Origin of the sequence: Paenarthrobacter sp. UW852 (genome assembly GCF_024608385.1) — a bacterium.
Taxonomy (GTDB): domain Bacteria; phylum Actinomycetota; class Actinomycetes; order Actinomycetales; family Micrococcaceae; genus Arthrobacter.
On sequence record NZ_JAMSGY010000002.1, the window covers coordinates 66,213 to 92,823 of the forward strand.

Genomic DNA, 26,611 nt, shown 5'->3' on the forward strand with positions numbered 1-26,611 from the left:
ATTGTTCAGCGCCGGATGGACCAGCGTACTGCCGCGAGTTGCTCCGCTGTCCGGGATTCCGGACTGTCGGCTTCAACGTCCCCCAGGATGAGTGCTGCGGCCAGCTCCGCTATGGCGGACGATGTCTGGAAACCGTAGCCGCCCTGTCCGGCGAGCCAGAAGAAGCCAGGCGCTTCGGCGTCGAATCCCACCACCGGGATCCCGTCCGCGGCTTCGGTCCTCAGCCCCGTCCAGGCGCGGTCCACGGACCGGATTCCCATCGACGTCACGGCGTTGAGCCTGGTGATCAAAGCCTCCACGTCACCAGGGTACGGCTTGGCATCTTCGGCACCGCTCGGCACCGTTTCCGACGGCGAAATCAGGACCTGCCGGCCCTCGGCCCGGAAATAGAAGGAATCGTCCGCGGCGCAAACCATGGGCGTTTCCGGCGTCAGCGGATGGTCGACGTTGACGATCGCCGCCGTCCGGCGATACGGCTGAAGCCCCAGCTTCTCCACACCGCTGATGACGGCCAGCTCGTCCGCCCAGGCACCGGCCGCATTAACCACGACGCCGGACTGGAACCCCTCGGTTCCTGCCCCCACCTGCCAGCCACTGCCCAGCCGCTGTGCCGAATGCACCTTGGCCCCGGTGATGATGTCCACTCCGGCAGCTTCGGCCGTACGGCGGTGTTCCTCGAGAAGGAGCGGGGCGTTGCAGCCGAACGACCCATTATCCAGGCCCGCGGCCGTGAAGGAATCAGGGTTAAGGGCCGGGCACAGCTGCATGGCCTGATCGTGGGAAATAGGGTGCATGTTGCCGCTGGCTTCCGCCCGTACGGTCTCCTCGTCCCCCACCAGCATGAAGCCCCGGGGCGTGAGGATCGGCTCCGCTGACTGCGCATCCCTCTCCCCCAGCATCTCCAGTGTTCGGACGGTCAGGTCCTGCACCACGGCCGGACCATAGCTGGGGATGAGTTGCCTTGCGGAACGCGAAGACGTGTGAAAAGCCAAGGACTGTTCGGCCTCAACCAATGCAACCGTGCATTTGCCTGCCAGTGCCGCGGCCAGGGAAAGCCCCCCGATGCCGCCGCCAACGATTACCACGTCATAATTCGAAGCCATGGCTCCATCCTGTCAGAACAGATCCTCCCTCACATCCCACCCACAAAACCCAAACCCTCACTCACACCCCACCCACAAAACCCAAACCCTCACTCAATTTACTGAAGGACGTGAGCGAGGGTTGGGCCCAAACGGGCGGAACGTGAGAGAGCGTTGGGCCCAAACGGGCGGGACGTGAGAGAGCGTCGGGCTTAGGCGACCGCGGCGCGACTCTTGACGAACGCCTGGACGCACGCTTCGACGTCGTCCGCGCTGTGGGCAGCCGAAAGCTGAACGCGGATCCGGGCGGCGCCCCTGGGCACGACGGGGAAGCTGAAAGCGGTGACGAAAACGCCGTGCTGGAGCATCTGGTCCGCCACCCGTGCCGCCATGACGGCGTCGCCGAACATGACCGGGATGATGGCGTGTTCGCCGTCGAGCAGTTCGAAGCCTTCCTCGCTCATGCGGCGGCGGAACAGGGCAGCGTTCTCGAAGAGGCGGGTGCGCAGTTCGCCGGATTCCTGGACCAGTTCGATCGCCTTGATGGTCGCGGCAACAATGGCCGGGGCAAGGGAGTTGGAGAACAGGTACGGGCGCGCCTTCTGGCGGAGCATGGCAACGATCTCGCCGCGGCCGGAAACGTAGCCGCCGGAGGCGCCGCCGAGGGCTTTGCCGAAGGTGCCCGTGTAAATGTCCACCCGGTCTGAAACGCCGGCGTGCTCGGGGGTGCCGGCACCGGTGGGTCCCATGAAGCCAACGGCGTGCGAGTCGTCCACCATGACCAGGGCGTCGTGCTTTTCGGCGAGGTCGCAAATGGCTTCGAGGGGTGCCAGGTAGCCGTCCATGGAGAAGACGCCGTCGGTGACGATGATCTTGCGTCGTGAACCGGAGGCCTCAACGAGCTTCGCTTCCAGGTCAGCCATGTCCTGGTTGGCGTAGCGGAAGCGCTTGGCCTTGCTCAGGCGGATGCCGTCAATGATGGAGGCATGGTTCAGGGAGTCGGAGATGATGGCGTCTTCCGGACCGAACAGCGACTCAAAAACACCCCCGTTGGCGTCGAAGCAGCTGGAGAACAGGATGGTGTCCTCGGTGCCCAGGAACGCCGAAACGCGGGCCTCCAGTTCCAGGTGGAGGTCCTGGGTACCGCAAATGAAACGCACGGAAGCCATGCCGAAGCCGCGCTCGTCCATGGCGGACTTGGCCGCGGCGATGATGTCCGGGTGGTCGGCCAGGCCCAGGTAGTTGTTCGCGCAGAAGTTCAGGACCTTGTTGGCGGGCTGGCCGAGTTGGCCGGCAGCGATGTGGCTGGCCTGCGGGGAGTCGATGTGGCGTTCGGTCTTGAAGAGTCCGGCGCTGCGGATCTCGTCGAGTTCGCCCTGCAGTTGGTCTTTGATGGCTGAGTACATGGGTGCTCCTAAGGGTGAGGGGAATTCGGTCCGGTTAGAGTTCGGTCCAGTCGAGGACCACTTTTCCGCCGGTACCGTTGCGGGCGATGTCGAAGCCCTTTTCCCAGTCGGATGCGGAGAGCTTGTCGGTGACCACTGCGGAGATACTGCGGTGGAGCACCGGGTTGGAGGAGAGCATGGCACTCATGGCGTACCAGGTCTCGAACATTTCACGGCCATAGATGCCCTTCAGGGTGAGCATGTGGGTGACAACCTTGCCCCAGTCGATGTCGATGGACTGGCTGGGCAGGCCCAGCATGGCGATGCGTCCGCCGTGGTTCATGTTGTCGATCATCTCAGGCAGTGCCGTGGGGTGTCCGGACATTTCCAGTCCAATGTCGAACCCTTCACGCATGCCCAGTTCCTGCTGCGCGTCGCGGACACGCATCTTGGACACGTCAACCGCGAGGTCCACGCCCATCTGCCGGGCCAGTTCCAGGCGGGGCGCGGAAACGTCGGTGATGGCAATCTTGCGGGCACCGGCGTGGCGGGCGACGGCGATGGCCATCAGTCCGATGGGTCCGGCACCGGTAATGAGCACATCTTCGCCGACCAGCGGGAAGCTCAATGCGGTGTGCACGGCGTTGCCGAAGGGGTCGAAGATGGCGCCGAGTTCCGGGGTAACGGATTCGTCGTGGTGGACCCAAACGTTGGTTTCCGGGATCACAACGTACTCTGCAAACGCGCCATCGCGCTGCACGCCGACGGAGACGGTGTGGATACACATCTGGCGGCGTCCGGCACGGCAGTTGCGGCAAATTCCGCAGACCACGTGGCCTTCACCGGAGACCCGGTCCCCTACCTTGACGTCGCGGACGTCCTCGCCGATTTCCACCACTTCACCGTAGAACTCGTGGCCCGCGATGAGGGGTGCCTCGATGATCCCCTGCGCCCAGGCGTCCCAGCTTTGGATGTGGAGGTCGGTGCCGCAGATGCCGGTGGTCATGACCCGGATCTTGACGTCGCCGGGGCCGGCTTCGGGCTCGGGACGGTCGACGAGTTCAAACCCTGCGTGGGGTCCGGATTTGTAGAGAGCCTTCATGGGATTCCTCACTGGCCTAGGGCTGCTTCGCTGCTGCTGAGTCCATTGAAGCTCCGCCAACGATTTAGCACAACTAGATTCTTCTCAATCAACGATTTAGGATTTGCTAATGGAAATTCATCAGCTGCAGATGCTTCGCGAACTTGGGGACCTCGGCAGCGTGAAGGCCGTGGCGGAGACCCTCATGGTCACCCCGTCCGCCGTGTCCCAACAGCTCGCGCTCCTGCAGAGGTCGGTGGATGTGCCCTTAACCCGCAAGGAGGGCAGGGCTTTGGTACTGACCGACGCCGGCCGCGTCCTCGCGGAAGCGGGTGCCGCCGTCGTCAACGCCATGGCAGATGCGCGGGCCGCGATCGGCGCCTACCACGACGCTCCGGACGCGCCTGTCAGCGTGAGCGCCTTCCACAGTGCCGGGCAAGCATTGTTCGCGCCCTTGGCCGCACTGCTGGCAGCAGAAAAAGCGTCCGACGGCGGGATGTCACCACGACTGCGGCTGTCCGACGAAGACGTGGCCCAGGAGGATTTCCCCGGGTTGGCCGCGCGGTACGACCTTGTCCTGGCGCACCGGATGGACAACAGCCCGCCCTGGCCCGAAGACAAGGTCGCGGTGATTCCATTGGCCGACGAGCCGTTGGACATCGCGCTCCCCGCGCATCACCCTTTGGCGGACCGGACCGAGTTGGAGCCCTCCGACGTCGTCGATGAAACCTGGGTGACCAGCCGCGATGGCTACTCCCCCGCGGATGTCTTGGCCGCCGTCGTGGCCGTGAGCGGGCGCCCCGCGGAGGTGCTGCACCGCATCAATGACTATTCCACCGTTGCGGCGCTGGTCTCGGCCGGTGGTGCAATTGGTTTGCTGCCCAGGTTTACGGCCCGACGCGTGCTGGACGCAGGCGTGGTGCTGCGCCCGCTGGCCGGAGTGAATTCCGTCCGCAAAATCGACATCCTCGCCCGGCCTGAGGCTCTCAAAAGAAAATCGGTCATGACGGTTTGCGAGTCACTTCAAACCGTCATAACCGAGCTCATCGAGCTGTCCAGTCCCCGCTAGCTCAGTCGCGGACCAGGGCGGGCTGGCCGGCGTCGAAATATTCCACCAGCTCGGCCGGGAGTTCCGGCACTTCCTGTGCGGAGCCATCGCCACGCAGGGACTCGGCTGCCAGGATGCCCGCCACCACGGCTTGCCGCGCGGCGATCGGGCTGGTCTGGGTTTGGCCGCCATCGGAGGCAAACCGCAGGAATTCATCGATGAGGCGCGGATCCGCACCGCCGTGGCCGCCTTCGCCGTCCTGGATAGTGATGACTTCATCCGGCGCGGCATAGCCGGACGACCGGCTGGTCCACACGTTGATGGTCTCCCCCGGCCCGTCACCGAGGTTCTCGATCCGGCCCTTGGTGCCGATCACGGTGTAGTTCCGCCAGTAGTCGGGCGTGAAGTGGCACTGCTGGTAGGAGGCCAGGACGCCGTTGTCCAGCACCATGTTCATCATGGAAATGTCCTCGACGTCGATCACCTCCGCCAGGTCCTTCTGCTCCGTGGGCGGCCAGTTGTCCATGGAGAACCAGTCGCCCATGCGCTTTCCGGCGTTATCGCTTCGATTCGGCACGTCGCCGTAGACTGCGAGATCGCCGACGGCGGCAACCCGCTTGGTGTACCCGCCGGCCAGCCAGTGGATCACGTCAATGTCGTGGGCACCTTTTTGGAGCAACAGCGACGTGACGTTGGCCCGCTGCGCGTGCCAGTCCTTGAAGTAGTAGTCACCGCCGTGGCCCACGAAGTGCCGGCACCACACCGCCTTAACGTCACCGATCCTGCCGTCCTCGATGAGCTGGCGCATCTGGACCACCACCGGCATGTGGCGCATGTTGTGGCCGACGTAGAGCCGGGTACCGGTTTGGTAAGCAGTCTTCAGGATCAGGTCCGCGGCCTCCACGGTAATGTCCAGCGGCTTCTCGCAGAAGGTGGGGATGCCCGCCTTGAGCGTACGGACGGCGACGGCGGCGTGCTGGTTATCGGGGGTCAGGACCAGTACGGCGTCCAGGCCGCTGGCCAGCAGCTCCTCAAGATCATCCGTGATCCGCGCGGTGGGGATGCGTTCAGCAGCGTCTGCGCGGCCGCGTTCGCTGAGGTCGCAAACGATGGTGACTTCAGAGCCTTCGCCCGGCTTGTGGGCATGCTTCCAAAGCCCCGACCGCAGGCCAAAACCTACGATGCCGACCTTCAAATCCTTTTCCATGGTGTGAAATTTCCTTCTGCTGATTCATTAGTAAAGTCTGGTTGCGGCGCTGCGATGCGGCGCCGATTCACGCACGAACAAGTGCCAGGGGAAGTCCAGGACACCCGGCTCCTTTGCGGCACCTCCGGCAGAGTCTCCGGTCTGGCCGGTGGCACGTCGCAGGAGCAGCCGGGCCAGCTTGTCGAAAAAGTCCACTGGGCCAACAGTGCTCAGCGACGGCGACATCCGTTCACCTTCCACCGTGTTGCCGACGCCGATGATGTCTACATCGGTGCCCACGGCCAGCCCCAGGCGTTGGGCGGCGTTGATGGCGCTGACTGCGGCGAAATCCGTGGTGGCGTAGATAGCAGTAGGCCGGTCCGGCATGCTGAGTACCCGCGTTGCCGCAGCGTAGGCCCCGGCGCTGGTGCCATCGAACAAGCCCACGTAGTCTTCCCGTTCCGCAATTCCGGCGGCTGCGAGCGCTTCGGAGTAGGCCCTGTAGCGTGCCCCACCGGAGGTTCCCTGGGCCGTGGCCGGAGTCAGGCAAGCGATCTTCCGATGGCCGTGGAGCAGGTGCTCCACGGCCATGCGGCAGCCAGGCCCGGCAATGGAACGGATAACGTCGAACCCTTCAGCGTCCAACCCTTCGTCGAAGACCACCAGGGTGGTTCCGTGCTCGGCGAGCTTACGAAGTTCATCCCGCTGGCCCTTGCTGACAGCGTCCACGAACACGGCGTCGGCGTTATGCGTGCCCAGGACCTTCACCCAGTCCGCATCTCCGAGGATCATCGGTGTGATGCCCAGCGGGGCGGCCGCCTTCTGGACGGCCTCAATGACGGACAGGGACCAGGGATCGGACAGCATGGTAAGCGACAGGATCACGGTGTTGGTACGGCCGGTCCGGATGGCACGGGCTGCCTGATTGGGGCGGTAGCCGAGCCGCTCCGCAGCGGCCTTGACCTTTTCCGCCGTCGGATCCGAAACACCTGGTCCGCCATCACCGCGGCGACCCGAGAGGACATAGGAAACCGTGGCCGTGGAGACGCCCGCCAATTCGGCCACCATACGGATGGTGGGTCGGACTCCGGTGCTGCTTGTTTTTGCCATGGTTCCCCCTGCTGGTACGTGCTTGGTTTCTTCGTTGTTGGTCTGAGGCTAGCTCCTGAAGACCGGGGCGTTGGGGTCCAACGCGGCCTGGTACTCGTCGCGCATCTTGTCGCCGCCCTCGCTCTTCCAGCGCTTCACGGCGTCCTTGAGTTCGTCGATCTTGGCGCGGCCGGTGATGATGTCCACTACCTTGTCGCGCAGTTGCTTGGTGATCTTGGCGCCCACCTTGGCGTTGGTGTCCGAGTAGGAACCGTTGGTGGGGTTGCGCCACGCGAACTCGAGGAGCTTTTCCTCCTGCTTGCTGACGTAGCGTGTGTCGTCGTCGAAGCCCGGGTTGAAAATAACGTTTTCCGGACTGGCCATGATGTTCAACGCCGATACCAGGCCGGGGGCGTTGGTGGTGCCGGTTTCGGTGCGTGCCGGGGTGCCGGAGGCGTCGATGGTGTAGTCCTGGCCGAGCTCGCCGAAGTTCTTTTGCATGTATTCCACGGTGCCGAACGGCGCCGACAGGTAGTTGATCAGCCCGAGGAGCTCGCGGATCTTGCCCTCGTCCGCCTTCTTGAATGGCGTGAAACCGACTGTTCCGTACCCCATGTCGTAGACGGGCTTGACCTTGCCGTCGGCACTGAACGGGATCAGAATGTCGAACTGGGCGTCCTTGTTCAGCGAGCGGTAGCTGCGGATGTCGTGCGGACCCACCACCACCTGGGCCGCGACGCTCCCATTGGCTACGCGCGAACGGATGTCGGTGGCTTTGGAGTCCGGGTAGAAGACACCGGCGGCGAACATTTTGGCGGTGAACTCCACACCGGCCAGGTATTCGTCGGTTTCGTAGAGGTGCGTCAACGTGCGGTCCTTATTCACAGCCCAGCTGTTCGGGGCGCCGAACCACTCCGTGACCATGTGCAGGGCATTGATGTAGGCGGGCTCCAACGCGTACTTCTGCTCACCGGGACGCGTCAGTTCCTTGGCCTTGTCCAGGAACTCATCAGCGCTGCCGGCCTCAAAGCCCCCTACCTGCTCCCACACAGCATGATTGCCCACATAGACCTGGCCGAACGGGGTGCTCGGGATGGGAGCCCCCCAGATCTTGCCATTGACGACGGCGGTCTTCCAGGAATCGGGCTTGAGGGCCGCGAGGTTGGGGTACTCAAGGACGGCGTCGCCCGAGAGGTAGGGCGTCAGGTCCTGGAACTTGGCTTCCAGCATGGGGCCGACGTTGGGGATGCCCTGGTTCGGCGGAACCCACATCATGTCCGGGAGATCGTTGCTGGCAAGGACGGTGGCGAACTTCGCCGGGTAGCCGTCGCCAATGTCCTCTGCGATCTGCAGCTCCAGGTCGCCGCCGAGCTTGGCGTTGAGACGCTGCCAGAACGGGTTGTCCTTCAGCCCGGGGCTCATGGTGTCGAAGGTTTCGGTCAGCCCGGTCACTTTGCCTTTGAGGGGCGGAGTCTTCACGGACTGCACGGCGGTGGGCAGCTTGAAGTACCCGGCCTGGAGGCCCTTGGCATTGCCCGCAATATCGGGGGTGACCCCGGTAAATTCCTTGTACGTGGGCAGTTTGACCGAGGCTGAGGCGGCGGCGCCTCCGTTGCCTGCGGACCCGCCACCACCGCAGGCGGACAGGCCGACGGCGGTCACGGCCAGGCCTGCGAGGCCAAGGAAACCGCGGCGGCTGAATCCAGCCTGTGAGGTAGTGCTCGTCATGGCATAACCCTTTCTGGTTACTTGCTTCATGGTGTGTTGTGTCAGTTCTTTGGCGGGTCCGCGGATGCGGTCAGCCCTTCACTGCGCCGGTGATGACGCCCTTGGCGAAGTGCTTTTGGAGGAACGGGTAGACCATCAGGATGGGGACCAGGGCAACCACGACGACGGCCATCTGGATGGACTGCGGCGGAGGCGTAGTGGTGATTCCGAGTTGATCTGCGGCACCGCTGCCCTGGACTACGAAGTTGCGGAGCAGCAACTGGATGGGCCACTTGGAGTGGTCGTTGATGTAGAGCAGTGCATTGAAGAAGGAGTTCCAGAAACCAACCGCGTAGAACAGCCCGACGACGGCGATCACGGCTTTGGACAGCGGCATGACGATCCGCCACAGGATCTGCCAGTCGTTGGCGCCGTCGATCCTGGCGCTTTCAATCAGTTCCCCGGGGATGTTCATGAAGAAGGACCGCATGACCACAAAGTTGAAGGCACCGAAAATGCCGGGAAGGATCAGCGACCACAGCGAGTCCAGCAGCCCCAGCTGACGGATCATGAGGAAGGACGGAATCAGGCCCGGTGCAAAAAGCAGCGTGAACAGCACTGCCAGGATCACCGGCCGGCCGAAGAGGACAGTGCGGCTGGTGGCGTAGGCCATGGTGATGGTCACGAACAGCGCCAGGATGGTGCCTACTGCCGTGATCAGCATGCTCACGCCCAGCGACTGCAGGACCATGGGGCCTTTGAAGATGGTGGCATAGGCCTCGAACGTGGGTCGCTCCGGCCAGAGGACGAACCCGCCTGCCTTGACGAGCTGCTCCGTATCCGCAAGGGACGTCGAAACCACCAACAGGATGGGGGTCAGGATGGAGATACTGAAGACGATCAGGACGACTGCTTTGACCGTTTGGTAGAGCGCGGAAGGTTTTTCCTTCCACACCGGGCGTTTGGGGTTGTACGTCAGTTCCCGGGGTTTCCTGGTGAAAAGTGTTGTTGCCATGGGTTCTCCTTGTGCGGCTGCCGCGCGGGCCTGCGTGGCTCTCAGCGCGCTTGTTTTGCGAAGATTCCGTCTTCTCCGAAACGGTGGGCAAGTTTGTTGGCGCCGTAGATCAGCAGGGCGCTGACCACACCTTTGGCGAGCCCGGCTGCTGCGCCGGAGCTCCAACCGCCGCCCACTACGCCGGTGTAATAGGTGAAGGTGTCCAGCACTTCCGCAGCTCCGGCCCCTACTGCGTCACGCTGCAGGATGAACTGCTCAAAGCCGACGGACAGGATGTCGCCGATCCGAAGGATCAGCAGCAGAACGATCACCGGCCGGAGCCCGGGGAGGGTGATGTGCCACATCCGGCGCCAGCGCCCTGCACCATCTGCCGCGGCTGCTTCGTAGAGTGACGCGTCAATGCTGGCAAGGGCTGCCAGGAAGATGATCATGGCCCAGCCGGCGTCCTTCCAGATCATCTGGACCACCACCATGAGAGGGAAGGTCTCGGGGTTGGTCATGAACGGAATCGGGTCCATGCCCCAATCACGGAGCAGGTTGTTGACGAATCCCGCACCACCGAGCATTTGCTGGAAGAACGCAATTACCAGGACCCAGGACAGGAAGTGCGGCAGGTAGGCGATGCTCTGGAAGATCTTGCGGACCCGGGTGCTGATCAGCGAGTCGACAATCAGGGCAAGCACCAGGGGCACCGGGAACAGGAAGACCAGTTGCCAGGCTGCCAGGTACAGGGTGTTCCAGAAAGCGTGGAGGAAGTCCGGGTTTCCGAACAGTTCCACGAAGTTCTGCCAGCCAACCCACAGGCTGTCACCGATGCCCAAGTAGGGCTGGTAGTCCTGGAACGCGATGACGTTGCCGAGGATGGGAATGTAGAAGAAGAGCAGCAGGAAGGCCACGCCCGGCACCATCATGAGCAGCATCTGCTTGTCTCGACGCAGGCGTGACCGGAAGCTTTGCTGCGGGGCCTTGCCCTTCCGCTTCTTTGGGCCGGTTCCGGGTGGCTTGCTGCCCGCCCTGGCCGGGACTCGGCGAGCTTCGGGCAATGCCGGAGCCTGTTCCGTCGTCGAGTTCATGCTGTCTCCTCAAGTGCTGAGCCCAAATCATCAATGTGATTCAGGCCACGCTCGTTAACCGTTTAACAAACGCTAAGTGACGCTTTCCACTTTTGCAAGAACATGATTGAAACTGATCACAGAAATCACTTTCCATCACTTTGTTGGTGCAGGGTGGCGCTTCCGTGGCGGCGCTCCGCACCTGCACGCGCCATTCGCCCCGTAAGTGCTGGTGCGCAGGCCGCCAAGGGGTGCGTGCCAGGGGTGCACGGGGTGCGCTGGGCGGCAACGGGTGCGTGCCAGGGGTGTACGGGGTGCGCTGGGCGGCAAGTGGTGCGTGCCAGGGGTGCGGACAAGGGGTGCTAGGGGTGCACGGCGTGCGCTGGGCGCGGGTGAAACAGGGGCAACAGCGCGGGCGAGGCCTCCGGCACCGCTAAAGTACTAGCAGACCGAGTTCAGACAGAGAGTTCACATGGCAGATTGCTGCAGCCCAGGCGCAGGCGCCCGGACGCATACCCATCAGGGCAGATCCCTCGAGCAGGGCCGGTCCCTCCCCCTGCACACCATAGGTGTTCGAGCCATGGCGGGCGACGCCGTCGAAAAAGCTGCGGGCACCGCCGTCGAAAGTGCGGCGCCCTCAACCGGAGCATCCGAAGCAACCGAAACATCCGACGTCGACATTCCGGCCGGCACCTTCGCCATGGGTGATCCGTTCGGCGAAGGCTACGACGGAGACGGCGAAACTCCCGTGCACGAGGTACAGGTGTCGGCGTTCCGAATCAGCGCCACCACGGTAACCAATGAGCAATTTGCCGGCTTTGTCGACGCCACCGGGCACCGCACCGAGTCCGAGCTCTACGGGACCTCGGCGGTGTTTCACCTGGCCGTGAAAGCCCGGCCGGAGGACATCCTGAACCGGGTCAGCCCGGTCCCCTGGTGGCTCAATGTCCGCGGAGCTGACTGGGCGCACCCTGCGGGGCCGCTCTCGAACTGGACAGACATCCCCGACCACCCCGTGACCCACGTGTCCTACAACGATGCCCTGGCTTACTGTGCGTGGGCGTCCCGCAGGCTCCCCACGGAAGCCGAATGGGAATACGCCGCGCGCGGTGGCCTGGCCGGGCAACGCTACCCGTGGGGCAACGAACTCCACAACGGAACTCCGGGCCAGGACGCCCACAACTGCAATATCTGGCAAGGCAATTTCCCGGTCCGCAACGACCTCGACGACGGCTACCTCACCACCGCGCCGGTCCGTTCATACAGCCCCAACGGCTACGGGCTCTACCAAACCAGCGGAAACGTCTGGGAATGGTGCAGCGACTGGTTCCTGCCCAAGTACTACAGGACGTGCCAGGCTCAGGGCACGGTGGTGAACCCGCCAGGCCCGACGATCGGCAGCGGGCGGGTCATGCGCGGAGGCTCATACCTTTGCCACGATTCCTACTGCAACCGCTACCGGCTGTCCGCGCGCAGTTCCAACACGCCCGACTCAGCCAGCGCCAACCTGGGTTTCCGGACAGTGGCCCTCTGACTCAGGCGCAGGCCTCTGACTCAGGCGCAGGCCTCTGACTCAGGCGCGGCCGTGGGCCCGATGCCCGAGCTTCCCTTTGGGTCCTGCCGGAAGTTCGCCTGACACGATCCGCGTCGCGGTCACCGCAGTGCCGTCCTTGATCCCGCTGGCGTGCACGGTGTCACCGGCCTTCAGCTCAGCAACCGTGGCCGAGGGCATCGTGGGCTTGCCCTTTCCGTTCCGGAGCTGCGACAGGTCCGTCGGGATCTTGGTGATGCGGGTTTCGGCGTTGATGGCATACCGCTGGGTGAAGCCGTCTTCGCTCTTGACCGTGACCTCCGAGTCGCTCACCGATTCAATGGTTCCGGCCTGGGTGACCACGGTGCGGTAGCTGCCATCCTGTTGTTTCACGACGTGCTCGCCGTGGATAGCTTTTCCGCGTCCCTCCGCGGCCTTGGTGTCCGCTGAGGTGGTCGGGCTTGGTGAGGCGGTGGAGCTCGACGGCGAAGGGCTCGGTTGGGTGCCCGCCCACACTGCGGCGGTCCCACCTCCGGTCAACGCGACGGCGATCCCACCGGCAAGGAGGACCTTTCGAAATCCTGGTGTGATGGTGCCCATGCATCCATTGTGCGCGCGTCAGGACAAAAAAGTAGCCCGCCGTGGTGGCGTTCCGGATGGGAACGGGCACCACAGCGGGCTACTTGCGGTCAAGCCAGGGGATCAGCCCTCGACGCCGAGCTTCTGCAGGATCAGCTCGCGGACACGGCCGGCGTCGGCCTGGCCACGGGTGGCCTTCATGACGCCGCCAACGATCGCGCCGATGGCCTGGACCTTGCCGCCTCGGATCTTCTCCGCGACATCCGGCTGCGCGGCGAGTGCGGCATCGATGGCTTCCAGGAGGGGGCCGTCGTCGGACACCACGGCCAGGCCGCGCTTCTCGACGATCTCAGCCGGAGTTCCTTCGCCGGCGAGCACGCCGTCCAGGACCTGGGTGGCCATCTTGTTGTTGATCTTGCCGTCTTCAACCAGCTTGTTCAGCTCCACGATGACCTGTGGGGTGACACCCAGCTCGGAAGGCTCGACGTCGGCAACCTTGGCGCGGCCAACGATCTCGCCCATCCACCACTTGCGGGCAACGTCAGCAGACGCTCCTGCTGCGATGGTTTCCTCGATGGAATCCATGACGCCGGCGTTCACCACATCGCGGAACTCGAGATCCGAGTAGCCCCAGGCTTCCTTGAGGCGCTTACGGCGTTCCGCCGGGGGCTCCGGGAGGGTAGCGCGAAGCTCCTCCACCCACTCACGGGAAGCAACGACGGGAACCAGGTCCGGCTCCGGGAAGTAGCGGTAATCGTCGGCGTCGGACTTGGGGCGACCGGACGTCGTCGACCGCGTATCCTCGTGCCAGTGGCGTGTCTCCTGGATGACCGGCTCGCCGGATTCCAGGACGGCAGCATGGCGCTGGATCTCGTAACGGACGGCGTGCTCGACGGCGCGCAGCGAGTTCACGTTCTTGGTTTCCGAACGGATACCGAAGCGCTCCCGGCCGTGCGGCCGCAACGAAACGTTGGCATCGCAACGGACATTGCCGCGCTCCATCTTGGCATCGGAAACCCCAAGGTTCTTGACGATTTCGCGAACAGCCGCAACGTACGCCTTGGCCAGTTCCGGTGCGCGGCTTCCGGCGCCCTCGATCGGCTTGGTGACGATTTCCACCAGTGGCACACCCGAACGGTTGTAGTCCACCAATGAGTAGTCGGCACCCTGGATACGGCCGGCAGCGCCACCCATGTGGGTGAGCTTTCCGGCGTCTTCCTCCATGTGTGCGCGTTCGATCTCCACGCGGAACACCGTGCCGTCTTCCAGCTCGATGTCGAGGTAGCCGTCATACGCGATCGGCTCGTCGTACTGGGACGTCTGGAAGTTCTTGGGGGTGTCCGGGTAGAAATAGTTCTTCCGGGCAAAACGGCATGATTCGGCGATCTTGCAGTTCAGGGCAAGGCCGATCTTGATGGATGACTCCACCGCCGTCTTGTTCACCACGGGAAGGACACCGGGCATGCCGAGGTCTACTTCGTTGACGTTGGTGTTCGGCTCGTCACCGAAAACGTTCGGAGCGGAGGAGAACATCTTGGTCTTGGTGTTGAGCTCCACGTGGACCTCGAACCCCAGGACGGGATCGTACTTCTCCATGGCCTCTTCGAAGCTCAGGGTTGCGTCGACGGACATTAGTTGGAACCTCCGGCGGTAGTTGCGGCAGCGCCAAGTGCTGGTGCCTGCGCGAGCATCGGGCCGCCCCACTTCTCTTCAAGGATGGATTCAAGGACAGCACCGACGCGGTACAGGCGGGCATCCTCGCGGGCCGGAGCCAGCAGCTGGATGCCGACCGGCAGGCCGTCTTCGTCGGCCAGGCCGCCCGGCAACGACAACCCCGGAATGCCGGCAAGGTTGGCCGGAATCGTCGCGACGTCGTTCAAGTACATGGCCAGCGGATCATCGAGCTTCTCGCCGAGCTTGAACGCCGTGGTGGGCGCCGTCGGAGAAATCAGGACATCGGCCTGGGCGAAAGCGGCATCGAAGTCGCGTTGGATCAGGGTGCGGACCTTCTGGGCCGAGCCGTAGTAGGCGTCGTAGTATCCGGCACTCAGTGCGTACGTGCCCAGGATGATGCGGCGCTTGGCCTCGTCACCGAAACCTGCCGCGCGGGTGGCTGCCATGACACGCTCAATGGTCATCGGGCCGTCCTTGGGCAGGACGCGCAAGCCAAACCGCACGCCGTCGAATTTGGCCAGGTTGCTGGACACCTCGGACGGCATGATCAGGTAGTAGGCACCCAGTGCGTACTTCAGGTTGGGGCAGGAAACCTCAACGATTTCAGCTCCGGCATCCTTGAGGATCTGGAGGGACTCGTTGAAACGGTTCTCGACGCCGGCCTGGTAGCCCTCGCCGTGGAGTTCCTTCACAATGCCGATCTTCATCCCGGCTACGTTGCCCATGCGGGCGGCGGCCACCAGGTTGGTGAACGGGTCGGTCAGGGACGTGGAGTCGAAAGGATCGTGCCCGCCGATGACTTCCTGCAGCAAAGCGGAGTCCAGCACCGTACGGGAAACCGGGCCGATCTGGTCCAGCGACGACGCCATGGCAATGGCGCCGTAACGGGACACAGCGCCATACGTCGGCTTGACGCCCACGGTTCCGGTGACGGCGCCAGGCTGGCGGATGGAACCGCCCGTATCGGTGCCCAGTGCCAACGGGGCCTCAAAAGCGGCGACGGCGGCCGCGGAGCCACCGCCTGAACCACCAGGAATGCGGTCCAAATCCCAGGGGTTCCGGGTGGGACCGAATGCCGAGTGTTCCGTGGAAGAACCCATGGCGAATTCATCCAGGTTGGTCTTGCCCAGGATCGGCATCTTGGCTGCGCGCAGCTTCTTGACCACGGTTGCGTCGTACGGGCTGTGCCAGCCCTCAAGGATCTTCGAACCAGCTGTAGTCGGCTGGCCAATGGTGACAATGAGGTCCTTGACGGCGATGGGCACGCCGGCAAGGGCGTGCAGTTCCTCGGCGGCGGATCCCCCGGCGGCGCGGGCAGCGTCAACCTCGGCGGCTACGGCGAGCGCTTCTTCCGTGTTGACGTGCAGGAAGGCATGTACCTGGCCATCGACGTCGGCGATCCGGTCGAGGTGCGCCTGTGTCACCTCGACAGCGGATACGTCGCCGGAGGCCAGCTTGGCTGCGAGATCAGCAGCGGAGTGGCGGATGAGTTCGTTCTTCAGTTCAGTCATCAGTAATTAGTCCTCATCCAGGATTGCCGGGACCTTGAAACGGTTCTCGTACGCATCCGGAGCGCCGGACAACGCCTGCTCAGCCGTGAACGTGTGACCCACGACGTCCTCACGGAACACGTTGGTCAGCGGAATCGGGTGCGACGTGGCCGGCACGTCCTCTCCCGCGGCTTCGCTGACGGACTTCACCGAATCAACGATGACGGCGAGCTCGCCGGCCATCCTGTCCAGTTCTTCGGCACTCATTTCAATGTGAGCCAGACGCGCAAGATGCGCGACGTCGTCACGGTTGATCGCAGCCATGGATCTCCCCTGCAAAGTTCAATTGGTTTTCCGAACCAGTCTACTTGGCCGGGCACGCGCCTCGGTCAGCCCTCAGCCGCAACTGCTTCAGCGTCCGGTCCGGGTTCAGGTTCCTGATCCGGTTCCGGCCCGGACAGCGTCTTGAAGACGGTCCATCCGACGGCGGTGACCGGAACGGCGAGCAGTGCACCCACGATTCCGGCGATCATGGTGCCGGCAGCAAGGGCCAGCAGGATCGCCAGGCCGTGAATGCTGAGGACCCTGCCCATCAGGATGGGTTGCAGGAGGTGGTGTTCCAGCTGGTTTGCGCCGATGACGACGGCCAGGACAATCAGGGCGGTCACAGGACCGTTGGAGATCAGGGCGACGGCGACCGCCAAGGTTCCCGCGGCCGTAGCGCCGATGATCGGGATAAACCCTCCAATGAAGACAAAGGCACCCAGCGGCAACGCCAAGGGAACGCCCAGGATGGCCAAGGCCACCCCAACGATGATTCCGTCAGTTGCGGCAACGATGGCAGTTCCGCGGACGTAGCCGCCGAGGACGACCGCGCTGCGTTCGATGGCCATGTGCGCTTTGGGGCGGCGTTCGGCGGGCAGGAAGCCGATCAGGAAGTTGCGGATCTTGTGCCCGTCCTTGAGGAAGAAGAACAGGATCACAGCCATCAGCACCATTCCGGCCAGGATTTCCCCCAATGTCCGTGCCCCGGTCAGTGCTTCCGTACCAAACGAGCTGGAGGTGAAGAACCGCTGTACCGATTCGCGGGTGTCGTTGATTTGGGCGTCGCTCACCGGGATCGGTCCGGAGGTCAGGAATTCGTGGAGGTGGTCGAGGCCGGCAACCGCCTTCGCTGTCAGGTCTTTCGACTGTGCCCGGATGAGGAACACGATCCCCGTCACAATCCCGCCGAACACCACAAGGATTCCCACGAACGAGGCCAGTACGGCGAGGGCGCGCGGCCAGCCGTGCCGGTCAAGCCAACGCACCAGCGGCGCGATCGCAGCGGCCAGGATCAGCGCGATCGTGAGCGGGATCAACACCAGTGGGACACGGGTCAGCGCCCAGATGACAGCCCAGGCCAGCGCCCCTACAGTCAGGGCCTGGATGGAGCGGATGCTGGCACGTCCCAGACCGTCGGCCCATATCGCGGGCAGGCCGGCGCGAAGGTCAGGCATGGCGATCTCCTTCTCAGCGCCCTCGAAGATGTTGGGCGTTCAGTTCTTCCAGTTGCTCGTCGGTCAGGTCGTCGAAGCCCCGGGCCTCACGCTTGTCGCTGCGCGAAAACCGGATGAACATCAGGATGATGAGCGGCAGGTCCACGATTTCACAGATGAACCACAAAGCATCCCCCGCCAACTGCTGGTCACGCAAGGGATCCGGGAACCAGCCCAACGCCGCTTGCGTCGTCATCACGTGATCGAGCACCTGCCCGTTAAGGCGGAGCAGGATGCCGGGGACCGCATCGACAAGGAGCTCGATGAAGACGAAGACGAACTCCAGGGTGATGTAGGCACTGGACCGCTGGAAATCGGCTTCCTCGATGATGGGCAGTGCCATGAGAAGGCCCAGCAACGGAATCAGGATGGTCAGGAGAGCCTGCGCCAAAGGATCGGCCCGCAGGGTGTGGAAGGCAGGGGTCAGGAAGGTGGAGAACAGCGCCAAACCCAGGAGCGGCGCGGCGAGCGAATTGCTGACCAATCGCACGGCGGGATGGGCCAGGACGGTGTTCAGCCTCTCGATGCCGGAGGGAGGCAAGGCGGCACGGGCCAGTGAGATCGGCCTGCCCAATCCGATCAGGAGCGGCACCACGAACAGGAGCAGGGAAACCTTGACTGTGAAGGCCCACCGCAGGTCTGAGCCATAGACTCCGAGGAACCCGCAGGTAAGCACGGCCAAGGATCCGAGGCCCAGGACGTAGAACGCGACGGTTCGCCAGAGGGGCCAGCGGTGGTCATTGGCGGCGGCAGACTTCAGTCCAAGACCATAGAGCACGCCGAAAGCGCTGATCATGATCACAGCTGCCCAGTCGATCTGCCAGGCGCTGACGAGGACATCAAAGGGCGGCACAGAGCAATGATAGGCACCTGTGGGCGCCCTTGGGTATTTCCCAGAATCGCTCAGTAGCATAGGCCCGCCCCCACCCAGAGGAAAGGCCAGTGCCGTGATCGGTCGCCACGAACGCCCCGCCCCCAACTCACCGGATGGTGATTCTCCCCGCTACCCCGGACAAGGAAGCCTTGTCGAGGAAAGTACCGGTTCACCGCGCCGCAGACGCCCCCGCTGGCTCCGGATTGGGGTCATTGTGGTTGCTGCTGCAGTCGTTGGAGTCCTTTGCTTTGGCGGCTACTGGCTGTGGCGGCTTCAATCGAATATCTCCACCACTTCCCTTGGAGCAGGCGGCCAGCGAAGTGAAGGTCCGGTTGATGACAGGAAGGACCGCCTCCAGATCCTGGTGCTGGGCAGTGATACCCGAAGCGGTAAGAACAGCCAGTACGGAACGGCGGACCAGTCCTCCGGCTACGGGCAGTCCGATGTCATGATGCTGGTGGACATCTCCGCGGACAACAACCACGTGAACGTCATCAGCTTCCCACGGGACCTCCTGGTGGACGTCCCCGCCTGCAAGGACCAGGCAAGCAACGAGCAGCACGACGCCCGCCCGGGCGTGATGATCAACAGCGCCATGGCCGAGGCAGGAATCGGCTGCGCTGTTGACACCGTCAACAAACTCACCGGGCTGGAAGTGGACCATTTCATGATGGCCGATTTCAACGCAGTCAAAGAGCTGACCACCACGGTGGGCGGGGTGGACGTGTGCGTCAATTCCGCCGTCGACGATTCCGACTCGGGCCTTCACCTCCCCAAGGGAACCTCCCAAGTGCAAGGCGACCAGGCCCTGGCGTTCCTCCGGACACGCCACGCTTTTGCCGACGGCGGCGACCTGGGCCGCATCAAGGCCCAGCAGTCCTTCCTGGGCTCCCTCACCAGGAAACTGAAGTCGGAGGGGACGCTCAGCGACCCCCAAAAGCTGCTGGGCATCGCCGATACGATGACCAAGAACCTGACGGTGGACACTGGCCTGGCCTCGGTTCCTGCCTTGCTGACCATTGGCGACCGGCTCAAGAACATCGACCCCGCCAAGGTGAACTTCATCACCGTGCCCACCGTCCCGGCCCCGTCAGATCCCAACAGGCTCGGACTGGATGAACCCGCAGCCTCGAATCTCTTTGCTGCCCTCAGGAACAGCGCGGACCTTACACAAGCCGGAACCCCCTCCCCCGCGCCGTCAAGCTCCGAAGCCAAACCCGCCTTTGACAAAGCACTCCAGCCCATCAGCATTGCCAACGGAACCGGTGTTACCGGCAGAAGCAACGCAATCGCGGCCTTGGTCACGGCTGCGGGCTACACCAAGACCGTCCGGCTGCAGGGCCAACCCCGCGCCCAAACCATGGTGTACTACCAGGCCGGCTTCGCCGACGTGGCGGCGGACATCGCCGGGATGTTCGGCCTCCCGGCAGCAAACGTCCAGGAGGTGACGGGTATCCAAGGCGTGCAGCTCTACGCCGGTGAAGACTTCGTTTCCGGCGACAAGCCAGCTCAAAGCACTACGCAGGGCAACATCCCCACACAAACGGCAAATGACCAGACCTGCCAGGCTACGAACCCGGTGGGCTGATCATTTGCCGTCAGTGTGGGGGCCGGGCACTCCTGCCACCCACGTCGGTCAGCCGATGCCGATGGCTCCGGTAAGGACTCCGACGGCCAGCATCACGATCGAGATGACTGCGGTCCGCCACAGGACCTTCTTGTGGTGGTCACCCAGCTCCACCTTTGCCAGGGACACCAGCAGCAGGATGGCGGGGACCAGCGGGCTCTGCAGGTGGAACGGCTGGCCGGTGATGGAGGCGCGGGCCATGTCCGCTGCACCAACGCCGTAGTGCGCTGCGGTTTCGCTGAGGACGGGCAGGACGCCGAAGTAGAACGCGTCGTTGCTCATGAAGAACGTCATGGGGATGCTCAGGACGCCCGTGATGATGGCCATGAACGGACCCATCTCGGCAGGGATGATCTGGACCAGCCACTCGGACATTGCCTTCACCATGCCCGTGCCGTTCAGGACACCGGTGAGCACAGCGGCGGCCATGACCATGCTGACAACGGCGACGATGGACGGTGCGTGGGCGATCAGCTGTGCACCCTGGTCCTTGACCTTGGGGAAGTTGACCAGCAAGGCGATCGCGGAACCGACCATGAAGACGAACGGCAGGGGAACGATGTTGGCGACCAGCGTGACCATGACAGCCACGGTGAGGACCAGGTTGAACCAGAAAAGCTTTGGACGCAGGGTCTTGCGGTTGGGGTCCAGCGCGGTGTCGGCCATGGCGGTGTCGTGGTCGTCCACCAGTGCTTCGGTACGTTCCAGGACCGCGACGCCGGAACCTCCGCCGGTGCCCGGCTTGCCGACGGGAGCAGTTGAGCCGGTACGGCCGAATCCGAAGTGTCCCTTGCCGGAGCCGGAGCCGCCGGCGACAGAACCGCCGCGGCCGGTGCCGCCGTCGAACGCGTCAGCAGGATCGGCGACGTCGCCCCAGATCTCCGGAGCGACCGAGCGGAGGCGGTTGCGTTCCTGCAGGCCGAGCAGCCAGGAGAAGACCAGCACGACGATCAGCCCAACAATGAGCGAGGGGACCATGGGCACGAAGACGTCGTTGACGTCGAGCTTGAGCGCAGTGGCAGCGCGGGCAGTGGGGCCACCCCACGGCAGGATGTTCATGGTTCCGTTGGCGAGGCCGGCGACGCAGGTCAGTACCACGGGGCTCATCTTGAGACGCAGGTAGACGGGGAGCATCGCGGCGGTGGTGAGGATGAACGTGGTGGAACCGTCCCCATCGAGGGAGACCGCTGCTGCCAGGATCGCGGTGCCCAGCACAACCTTGGCCGGGTCGTTACCCAGCTTGCGGAGGATGAACTTGACCAGCGGGTCGAAGAGCCCGACGTCGATCATCAAGCCGAAGTAGATGATGGCGAACATCAGGAGCGCGGCCGTTGACGTCATGGACTTCATCGAATCCATGACCATGGGTCCGATGCCCAGGCCTGCCCCTGCGAAGAGACCGAAGATGGTGGGGACGATGATCAGCGCCAGAACCGGCGTCAACTTTTTGGTCATGATCAGGACCATGAATACCGCAATCATTGCGAATCCAAGCAAAACCAGCATGGCCGGCTCCTTTACTACTGTGAAGGGCACCACATCGATGTGATGCGCACTACAGACAATAGGGTGGCGTCGATCACGGACCGGGGTTTCAGGGAATTGTTCAGGATAGTGCTCGTTGCGCACGTTTTGCGCATTGTGCTCAGTGCTTCAATGGAGCAGGAGGAAAGGAGCAAAGGTGCCTGTTTTCAGCAAGGTGGGTATGCGGTTCTCCACCCAGACCCTCCTCCTCCAGCTCGGAGTGGTCCTGCTGGTGGTCCTGCTCAGCGGCGCCGTCCACGCCTGGTTGGTGTACGGACGGATCGGTGACGAAGCCGAAAACCAGGCCCTCACCCTGGCCAGGACAGTCGCGGCAGATCCGGACATCAGGACCGGCGTCCAGGAAATCAGCAAGGAAGAGGGGACCCCGCCGGCGGATGTGCTGGCAGTCGGCCCACTCCAGGCCGCGGCCGAAGCCGTCCGGGCGCGCACCGGAGCCCTCTTCGTCGTCATCACGGACGAAACAGGCCTGCGCCTGGCCCACCCCGACCTTGCCCGGCTCGGCGAACGAGTGAGCACCGACCCCTCCGTAGCCCTCGCCGGGAAGGAAATCACCACCCGGAATACCGGCACGCTGGGCCCCTCAGCCGGCGCCAAGGTCCCCGTATACTCCCCCGATGCCGCCGGCACCATCGTGGGTGAGGTCAGCGTGGGCTATTCCGTGGAGTCCCTCAGCAACAGCCTGGCACGCGACATTGTGCCCATTGCGTTCACCGCCGGCGGTGCGCTCCTCGCAGGCGTGCTGGCCTCCTTCCTCCTCCGGCACAGGCTGCAGCGGCTCACGCTCGGCTTGGAACCGGAAGAGATCAGCACCCTCGTCCACGACCAGGTGGCTGTGCTCCAGGGGGTGGACGACGGCGTGATCGGCATAGCCGCCGACGGCAGGATCTCCGTCTTCAACGCAGCCGCCTCCCGGCTGCTGGACCTGCCCGATGCCACCGGCCAGGACTGGGCAACTGCGGGCGTCCCCGAACAGCTCAAGCAGCTGACGCAGCCTGCGGCCCGGGATGCAGAGCCCGTCGAACTTGTGGCCGGCGGCCGGGTTTTGGTGGCCAGCGCGCGGAAAGCCTGGCATCGGAAAGAGGATCTCGGCTGGGTTGTCATGCTCCGTGACCGCACCGAGCTGCAGCAGCTGACACGCCAGCTGGACGCTGTCGGGACCATGTCCACGGCCCTGCGCGCCCAACGCCACGAGTTCGCCAACCAGCTCCACACCATCGCCGGTTTCATGAGCATCGGACAACACGATTCCGCGAAGGAATACCTCGCCCGGATTTCCGCAACCGGTCCCCTGAAATTTCCCGTTGAGCAGGCCGAACTGCTCCAGGACGCCTACCTTCAGGCCTTCATCGGCGCCAAGGGAGTGGAGGCCTCCGAGCGCGGTGTGAGCCTGCGCGTCGGGCCGGAGACCATGGTCCGTGGCCACGTCGCCGATCCGCAGGACGTCACCACCGTGCTCGGCAATCTCATAGACAATGCGGTCAGTGCCGCCGTCGCCGGTTCCGCCGCGGACCGTTGGGTGGAAGTGGAACTGCTGGACGACGCCGGGCGCCTGCACCTTGTAGTGGGCGACTCCGGAGACGGACTGGGTGCCGCAGACCCGGAGGACATCTTCACCGAAGGATTCACGACGTCGGCGCAACCGGTACGCTCGGGGGCTGGACAAGGATTGGGGCTGGCTTTGGTGCGGCAACTGGCACGCAGGCGCGGAGGTGATGTCCGGGTCCTGGAACACGGCAGCGAGGGTGGCCCGGGCGCGGTGTTCATGGCCACCATTCCCGGGGTCATGGATGAAGGGCCCACAAGCTCAACGGAGAGGGAGGACCGCAGTGGTTGAGGATCTGAGGGTGCTGATCGTCGATGACGACTTCCACGTCGCGCGGCTGCATGCGGCGTACGTCGATTCGGTGGCGGGCTTCATGGCCTTGGCGCCTGCGGGGTCGGTATCCCAGGCTTTGCAGGCGATCCACAGCCTGCGCCCGGACCTGGTGCTGCTGGACGTGTACCTGCCCGACGGTTCCGGACTGGACCTGCTGGGGCAGCTGGATGTTGATGCTGTGATGCTGACTGCCGCCTCTGACGCGCAGTCCGTCCGCGTTGCCCTGCGGCGGGGCGCCTTGGGCTATATGCTCAAACCCTTCACCGCTGAAACCTTGTCCCAGCAGCTCCGGTCCTACGCGCGCTACCGCAGGATCCTCGGCCAACAGCCCAACATTGACCAGGGCACCATCGAACGGGCCAAACGCTCACTCATTCCAGGGGATGCATCGCCGGCGGCCAAGCCCCGGTCCGCCACCGAAGCCGCGGTCCTGGAATCCTTGCTTCCCGGCGAACAGTACTCCGCTGCCGAAGTCGCGGAACGGGTTGGCGTTTCCCGCGCAACAGCGCAAAGGTACCTGTCGTCGCTTGCTGATGATGGCGCCGTCGAAATTCAACTGCGGTACGGAACCACGGGTCGCCCGGAACACCGGTACGGCATCCCGGGCTGACCCAAATATTCGGCTGCTACGCGGACTTCTGCGCTACGAGCTCGATCTCCACCAGCATCTGCGGGTCCAGGAACGGCAGGACGTGGACCAGGGACAACGTGGGCCGGATCTCGCCGAAGACTTCTCCGTGGGCACGGCCGGCGTCCTCCCACTTGCTGATGTCGGTCAGGTACAGCTTGGACTGGACGACGTCCTCATAGGAGAAGCCGGCATCTTCGAGGACAGAGCCAAGCTTTTCGAGGATGAACCTGGTCTGGGAGTAGAAATCATCGCCGACAATGCCGTTTTCGCCGGAAGCTGCCGTAGCGGAAATGAAGAGGGTGTTATCCACCTGGACCGCGCGGGAGTAGCCAAGGGTCTGTTCCCAGACCGAACCCGTGCCGAATATCTTGCGCATGCCGCGCCTTCCTGTCGTTGCGCCCGGCCCGGTGACCGGCGCTTCGAAGGAAACTTTATGGCTGTCCGAGCTCGAGCCTGTAAACGAACAGTTTTATGTCGGTGCCGGGCACGAACCAGTCCCTGTGCGGGGCGCGGTCAAAGCCGGTCCGCGAGTAAAGGGCATTGGCGCTCTCCCACGTGGCACCCGTGGTCAGGGATACTGCGTTGATCCCGGTCATCGCCTTGGCTTTGTCCACGACAGCCTGGACCAGCGCGCGGCCAGCCCCGGAGCGCTGGACTGCCGGATCCACCACGAGGGTGCGAAGTTCCAGTTCGTCGTCCAAGCCGATGTCCGAGAAGCCGCCGCCGGCCGGAGCCGCGGTCACGGATCCGATAACCTCGCCGTCACGCTCAGCCACCAGCACGTCGGCGTGCTCTGCCCGGCCGGCCACATCCTGGAGTTTCTGCAGGTACGGGTGGTCGGCGTCGCCGTAGTACCCCGCAGTGACGTAGGAGTCCTGCGTGATGCGGGCAACGTCGTCGTAGTCTTCGGGCAGGGCGGGACGGACGGTAATCGGGGAAAGCACCTACCAATGGTAGTCGCCGTCCCGGTGCCGGAACCGCCAAATAGCGCTTTCCGTGATGGAACTATCAGTCATGAACAGAAGTCAGGACGCCGGTTGTCCGGGTTGCGTCCGCACTTTTTGTGTTGCCTTCCGTGGCGTCGAATTGAGCCGGGTTGCGTGCCGTGAACCCCGGTTTCGCGCTGTTGCGGGCACATGTCGGAGCGCTGGCGGTGTCCGTGAGGGGCGTGTTTGAGTTGCCCCACACCACAGCTTGCCTCCCCCATCAGGTATGAACCGAGGAGAACCCCCATGACCGAACCACAGCGCCACCTCCACCTCAACGCCTTCCTCATGAGCACTGGCCACCACGAAGCATCCTGGCGCCTGCCGGAGAGCGATCCGTTGGCCGTCACCAAGGTGGAGCACTACCAGCAGCTGGCCCGAACAGCCGAACGCGGGAAGCTGGACTCCATCTTCTTCGCCGATTCCCCGGTCCTGTTTGGTGAAGTGGGCCGCCGTCCCGCCGGCAAACTGGAGCCCACAGTATTGCTGACCGCCATCGCGGCAGCGACGCAGAAGATCGGGCTCATCGCCACCGCCTCCACCACCTACAACGACCCCTTCAACCTGGCACGCCGTTTCGCGTCAGTGGATTGGGTCAGCGGAGGCCGGGCAGGCTGGAACGTGGTCACTACTGCCGGACCCGACGCCGCCCGCAACTTCGGCGTGGACGACCAACCCGCCCACGCTGTCCGCTACGAACGGGCAGCGGAATTCATCGAGGTGGCCCGGAAACTCTGGGACAGCTGGGACGATGACGCCGTGCTCGCCGACAAAGCCGCCGGCGTGTGGGGCGACGATACAAAAATCCGCGTCATCGACCACGAGGGGAAGCATTTCCGGGTCCGCGGGCCGCTGAATGTACCGCGCTCCCCCCAAGGCCACCCCCTGATCGTCCAGGCCGGATCCTCGGAAAACGGCAAAAACCTCGCAGCACAATACGCAGAAGCAGTCTTCACCGCCCATCAAACCCTCGCCGACGCGCAGGCGTTCTACACGGACCTCAAAGCACGCACCGCTGCCGTGGGCCGTAACCCGGAGGGTATCAAGATCCTGCCGGGCATCGTCCCGGTGATTGGCTCCACGGAGGAAGAAGCGCTGAAGCTGGAGCGCGAACTCGACCAGCTGATCAAGCCTGAATACGCTCGGGAGCAACTCGCCAAGACCCTGCGGCTCTCCCCCGAAGACCTTCCGTTGGACCGTCAGCTGCCCGCGGACCTTCCCTCGGAAGACGAAATCGAGGGGGCCAAAAGCCGGTATACCTTGATCGTGGAACTGGCCCGCCGCGAAAAACTCACCGTCCGGCAACTGATCGGCCGTTTGGGTGGTGGGCGTGGACACCGCACCTTCTCCGGCACTCCGGAACAGGTAGCAGACGCCCTCCAGGATTGGTTCTTCGCCGGGGCTGCCGACGGTTTCAACATCATGCCGCCGGTTCTTCCCTCGGGGTTGGAAGTGTTCGTGGACCAGGTAGTGCCGATCCTTCAGCAACGCGGTCTCTTCCGCACCGACTACACGGCCTCCACCTTGCGGGGACACTACGGTCTGGAGCGGCCCGAGAGCCAGTACGCCCACGCCGAAGCCAAGGAGCTCACCTCCATCGGCTCAGCGTTCTAGC

The 26,611-nt window shown here is 63.9% G+C and carries 23 protein-coding genes; 6 read left to right on the forward strand and 17 right to left on the reverse strand.

Annotated features, from left to right (window positions below; genetic code table 11):
• Positions 1 to 5: 5 nt before the first annotated feature.
• The 3 genes from NEK97_RS03530 to tdh all read right to left on the reverse strand — a co-directional run bounded on the left by NEK97_RS03530 (position 6) and on the right by tdh (position 3,569).
• Positions 6 to 1,103 (reverse strand): FAD-binding oxidoreductase, encoded by a 1,098-nt coding sequence (locus NEK97_RS03530; RefSeq protein WP_257368514.1) that lies wholly within the window; start codon positions 1,101 to 1,103, stop codon positions 6 to 8.
• A 191-nt stretch (positions 1,104 to 1,294) separates the two neighbouring features.
• Positions 1,295 to 2,488 carry a glycine C-acetyltransferase gene (locus NEK97_RS03535; protein WP_257368515.1) on the reverse strand — a complete coding sequence of 398 codons (1,194 nt, stop codon included), beginning with the start codon at positions 2,486 to 2,488 and terminating at the stop codon, positions 1,295 to 1,297.
• A gap of 34 nt (positions 2,489 to 2,522) precedes the next feature.
• Positions 2,523 to 3,569, reverse strand: a complete 1,047-nt coding sequence (gene tdh, locus NEK97_RS03540) for an L-threonine 3-dehydrogenase (RefSeq protein WP_257368516.1) — start codon at positions 3,567 to 3,569, stop codon at positions 2,523 to 2,525.
• Between the two features lie 109 nt (positions 3,570 to 3,678).
• Between tdh and NEK97_RS03545 the strand changes: the two genes are divergently transcribed.
• Positions 3,679 to 4,617: a LysR family transcriptional regulator gene (locus tag NEK97_RS03545; protein ID WP_257368517.1), complete on the forward strand. Its 939-nt coding sequence runs from the start codon at positions 3,679 to 3,681 to the stop codon at positions 4,615 to 4,617.
• A 1-nt stretch (position 4,618) separates the two neighbouring features.
• Here the strand turns inward: NEK97_RS03545 and NEK97_RS03550 are convergent, their stop codons facing one another.
• The 5 genes from NEK97_RS03550 to NEK97_RS03570 form a co-directional block, all read right to left on the reverse strand.
• Positions 4,619 to 5,803 (reverse strand): Gfo/Idh/MocA family protein, encoded by a 1,185-nt coding sequence (locus NEK97_RS03550; protein ID WP_257368518.1) that lies wholly within the window; start codon positions 5,801 to 5,803, stop codon positions 4,619 to 4,621.
• A 27-nt stretch (positions 5,804 to 5,830) separates the two neighbouring features.
• A complete protein-coding gene (locus NEK97_RS03555; protein ID WP_257368519.1) occupies positions 5,831 to 6,892 on the reverse strand; it encodes a LacI family DNA-binding transcriptional regulator in 1,062 nt (353 codons plus the stop codon).
• 48 nt (positions 6,893 to 6,940) lie between these two features.
• Complete coding sequence (locus tag NEK97_RS03560; RefSeq protein ID WP_257368520.1) at positions 6,941 to 8,599, reverse strand: sugar ABC transporter substrate-binding protein; 1,659 nt, start codon at positions 8,597 to 8,599, stop codon at positions 6,941 to 6,943.
• Between the two features lie 70 nt (positions 8,600 to 8,669).
• The gene (locus NEK97_RS03565) at positions 8,670 to 9,593 is read right to left on the reverse strand and encodes a carbohydrate ABC transporter permease (protein WP_235519572.1); all 924 of its coding nucleotides are present in this window, start codon (positions 9,591 to 9,593) and stop codon (positions 8,670 to 8,672) included.
• Positions 9,594 to 9,634: 41 nt separating this feature from the next.
• Complete coding sequence (locus NEK97_RS03570; RefSeq protein ID WP_235519571.1) at positions 9,635 to 10,666, reverse strand: sugar ABC transporter permease; 1,032 nt, start codon at positions 10,664 to 10,666, stop codon at positions 9,635 to 9,637.
• A gap of 451 nt (positions 10,667 to 11,117) precedes the next feature.
• Between NEK97_RS03570 and NEK97_RS03575 the strand changes: the two genes are divergently transcribed.
• Positions 11,118 to 12,179: a formylglycine-generating enzyme family protein gene (locus NEK97_RS03575; RefSeq protein WP_257368521.1), complete on the forward strand. Its 1,062-nt coding sequence runs from the start codon at positions 11,118 to 11,120 to the stop codon at positions 12,177 to 12,179.
• 39 nt (positions 12,180 to 12,218) lie between these two features.
• On the opposite strand, the gene NEK97_RS03580 is transcribed toward NEK97_RS03575, so the two are convergent.
• The 6 genes from NEK97_RS03580 to NEK97_RS03605 form a co-directional block, all read right to left on the reverse strand.
• Positions 12,219 to 12,776 (reverse strand): DUF5666 domain-containing protein, encoded by a 558-nt coding sequence (locus NEK97_RS03580; RefSeq protein WP_257368522.1) that lies wholly within the window; start codon positions 12,774 to 12,776, stop codon positions 12,219 to 12,221.
• A 102-nt stretch (positions 12,777 to 12,878) separates the two neighbouring features.
• Positions 12,879 to 14,387, reverse strand: a complete 1,509-nt coding sequence (gatB, locus tag NEK97_RS03585) for an Asp-tRNA(Asn)/Glu-tRNA(Gln) amidotransferase subunit GatB (protein ID WP_257368523.1) — start codon at positions 14,385 to 14,387, stop codon at positions 12,879 to 12,881.
• Positions 14,387 to 15,940 (reverse strand): Asp-tRNA(Asn)/Glu-tRNA(Gln) amidotransferase subunit GatA, encoded by a 1,554-nt coding sequence (gene gatA, locus NEK97_RS03590; protein ID WP_257368524.1) that lies wholly within the window; start codon positions 15,938 to 15,940, stop codon positions 14,387 to 14,389. Before gatA ends, gatB begins: the two co-directional genes overlap by 1 nt.
• A gap of 6 nt (positions 15,941 to 15,946) precedes the next feature.
• Positions 15,947 to 16,243 (reverse strand): Asp-tRNA(Asn)/Glu-tRNA(Gln) amidotransferase subunit GatC, encoded by a 297-nt coding sequence (gene gatC / locus NEK97_RS03595; RefSeq protein ID WP_167264767.1) that lies wholly within the window; start codon positions 16,241 to 16,243, stop codon positions 15,947 to 15,949.
• Positions 16,244 to 16,308: 65 nt separating this feature from the next.
• Positions 16,309 to 17,418, reverse strand: a complete 1,110-nt coding sequence (locus tag NEK97_RS03600; protein WP_257368525.1) for an AI-2E family transporter — start codon at positions 17,416 to 17,418, stop codon at positions 16,309 to 16,311.
• 13 nt (positions 17,419 to 17,431) lie between these two features.
• Positions 17,432 to 18,310, reverse strand: coding sequence for a cytochrome c oxidase assembly protein (locus NEK97_RS03605; protein ID WP_257368526.1), 879 nt, complete (start codon positions 18,308 to 18,310; stop codon positions 17,432 to 17,434).
• A 94-nt stretch (positions 18,311 to 18,404) separates the two neighbouring features.
• Between NEK97_RS03605 and NEK97_RS03610 the strand changes: the two genes are divergently transcribed.
• Complete coding sequence (locus tag NEK97_RS03610) at positions 18,405 to 19,919, forward strand: LCP family protein (RefSeq protein ID WP_257368527.1); 1,515 nt, start codon at positions 18,405 to 18,407, stop codon at positions 19,917 to 19,919.
• Between the two features lie 48 nt (positions 19,920 to 19,967).
• On the opposite strand, the gene NEK97_RS03615 is transcribed toward NEK97_RS03610, so the two are convergent.
• Positions 19,968 to 21,464, reverse strand: a complete 1,497-nt coding sequence (locus NEK97_RS03615; protein WP_257368529.1) for a CitMHS family transporter — start codon at positions 21,462 to 21,464, stop codon at positions 19,968 to 19,970.
• 199 nt (positions 21,465 to 21,663) lie between these two features.
• On the opposite strand from NEK97_RS03615, the gene NEK97_RS03620 reads away from it, so the two are divergent.
• Together NEK97_RS03620 and NEK97_RS03625 are read left to right on the forward strand one after the other, a co-directional pair.
• The gene (locus NEK97_RS03620) at positions 21,664 to 23,337 is read left to right on the forward strand and encodes a sensor histidine kinase (RefSeq protein WP_257369014.1); all 1,674 of its coding nucleotides are present in this window, start codon (positions 21,664 to 21,666) and stop codon (positions 23,335 to 23,337) included.
• Entirely contained in the window at positions 23,330 to 23,989 is a 660-nt protein-coding gene (locus NEK97_RS03625; RefSeq protein ID WP_257368531.1) for a response regulator, read from the forward strand. The genes NEK97_RS03620 and NEK97_RS03625 overlap by 8 nt, the downstream gene beginning before the upstream one ends.
• 16 nt (positions 23,990 to 24,005) lie before the next feature.
• On the opposite strand, the gene NEK97_RS03630 is transcribed toward NEK97_RS03625, so the two are convergent.
• Positions 24,006 to 24,386 carry a RidA family protein gene (locus tag NEK97_RS03630; protein WP_257368532.1) on the reverse strand — a complete coding sequence of 127 codons (381 nt, stop codon included), beginning with the start codon at positions 24,384 to 24,386 and terminating at the stop codon, positions 24,006 to 24,008.
• A 55-nt stretch (positions 24,387 to 24,441) separates the two neighbouring features.
• Positions 24,442 to 24,954, reverse strand: a complete 513-nt coding sequence (locus NEK97_RS03635) for a GNAT family N-acetyltransferase (protein ID WP_257368534.1) — start codon at positions 24,952 to 24,954, stop codon at positions 24,442 to 24,444.
• Between the two features lie 288 nt (positions 24,955 to 25,242).
• On the opposite strand from NEK97_RS03635, the gene NEK97_RS03640 reads away from it, so the two are divergent.
• Positions 25,243 to 26,610: an LLM class flavin-dependent oxidoreductase gene (locus NEK97_RS03640; protein ID WP_235519544.1), complete on the forward strand. Its 1,368-nt coding sequence runs from the start codon at positions 25,243 to 25,245 to the stop codon at positions 26,608 to 26,610.
• The last annotated feature ends 1 nt before the right edge of the window (position 26,611 follow it).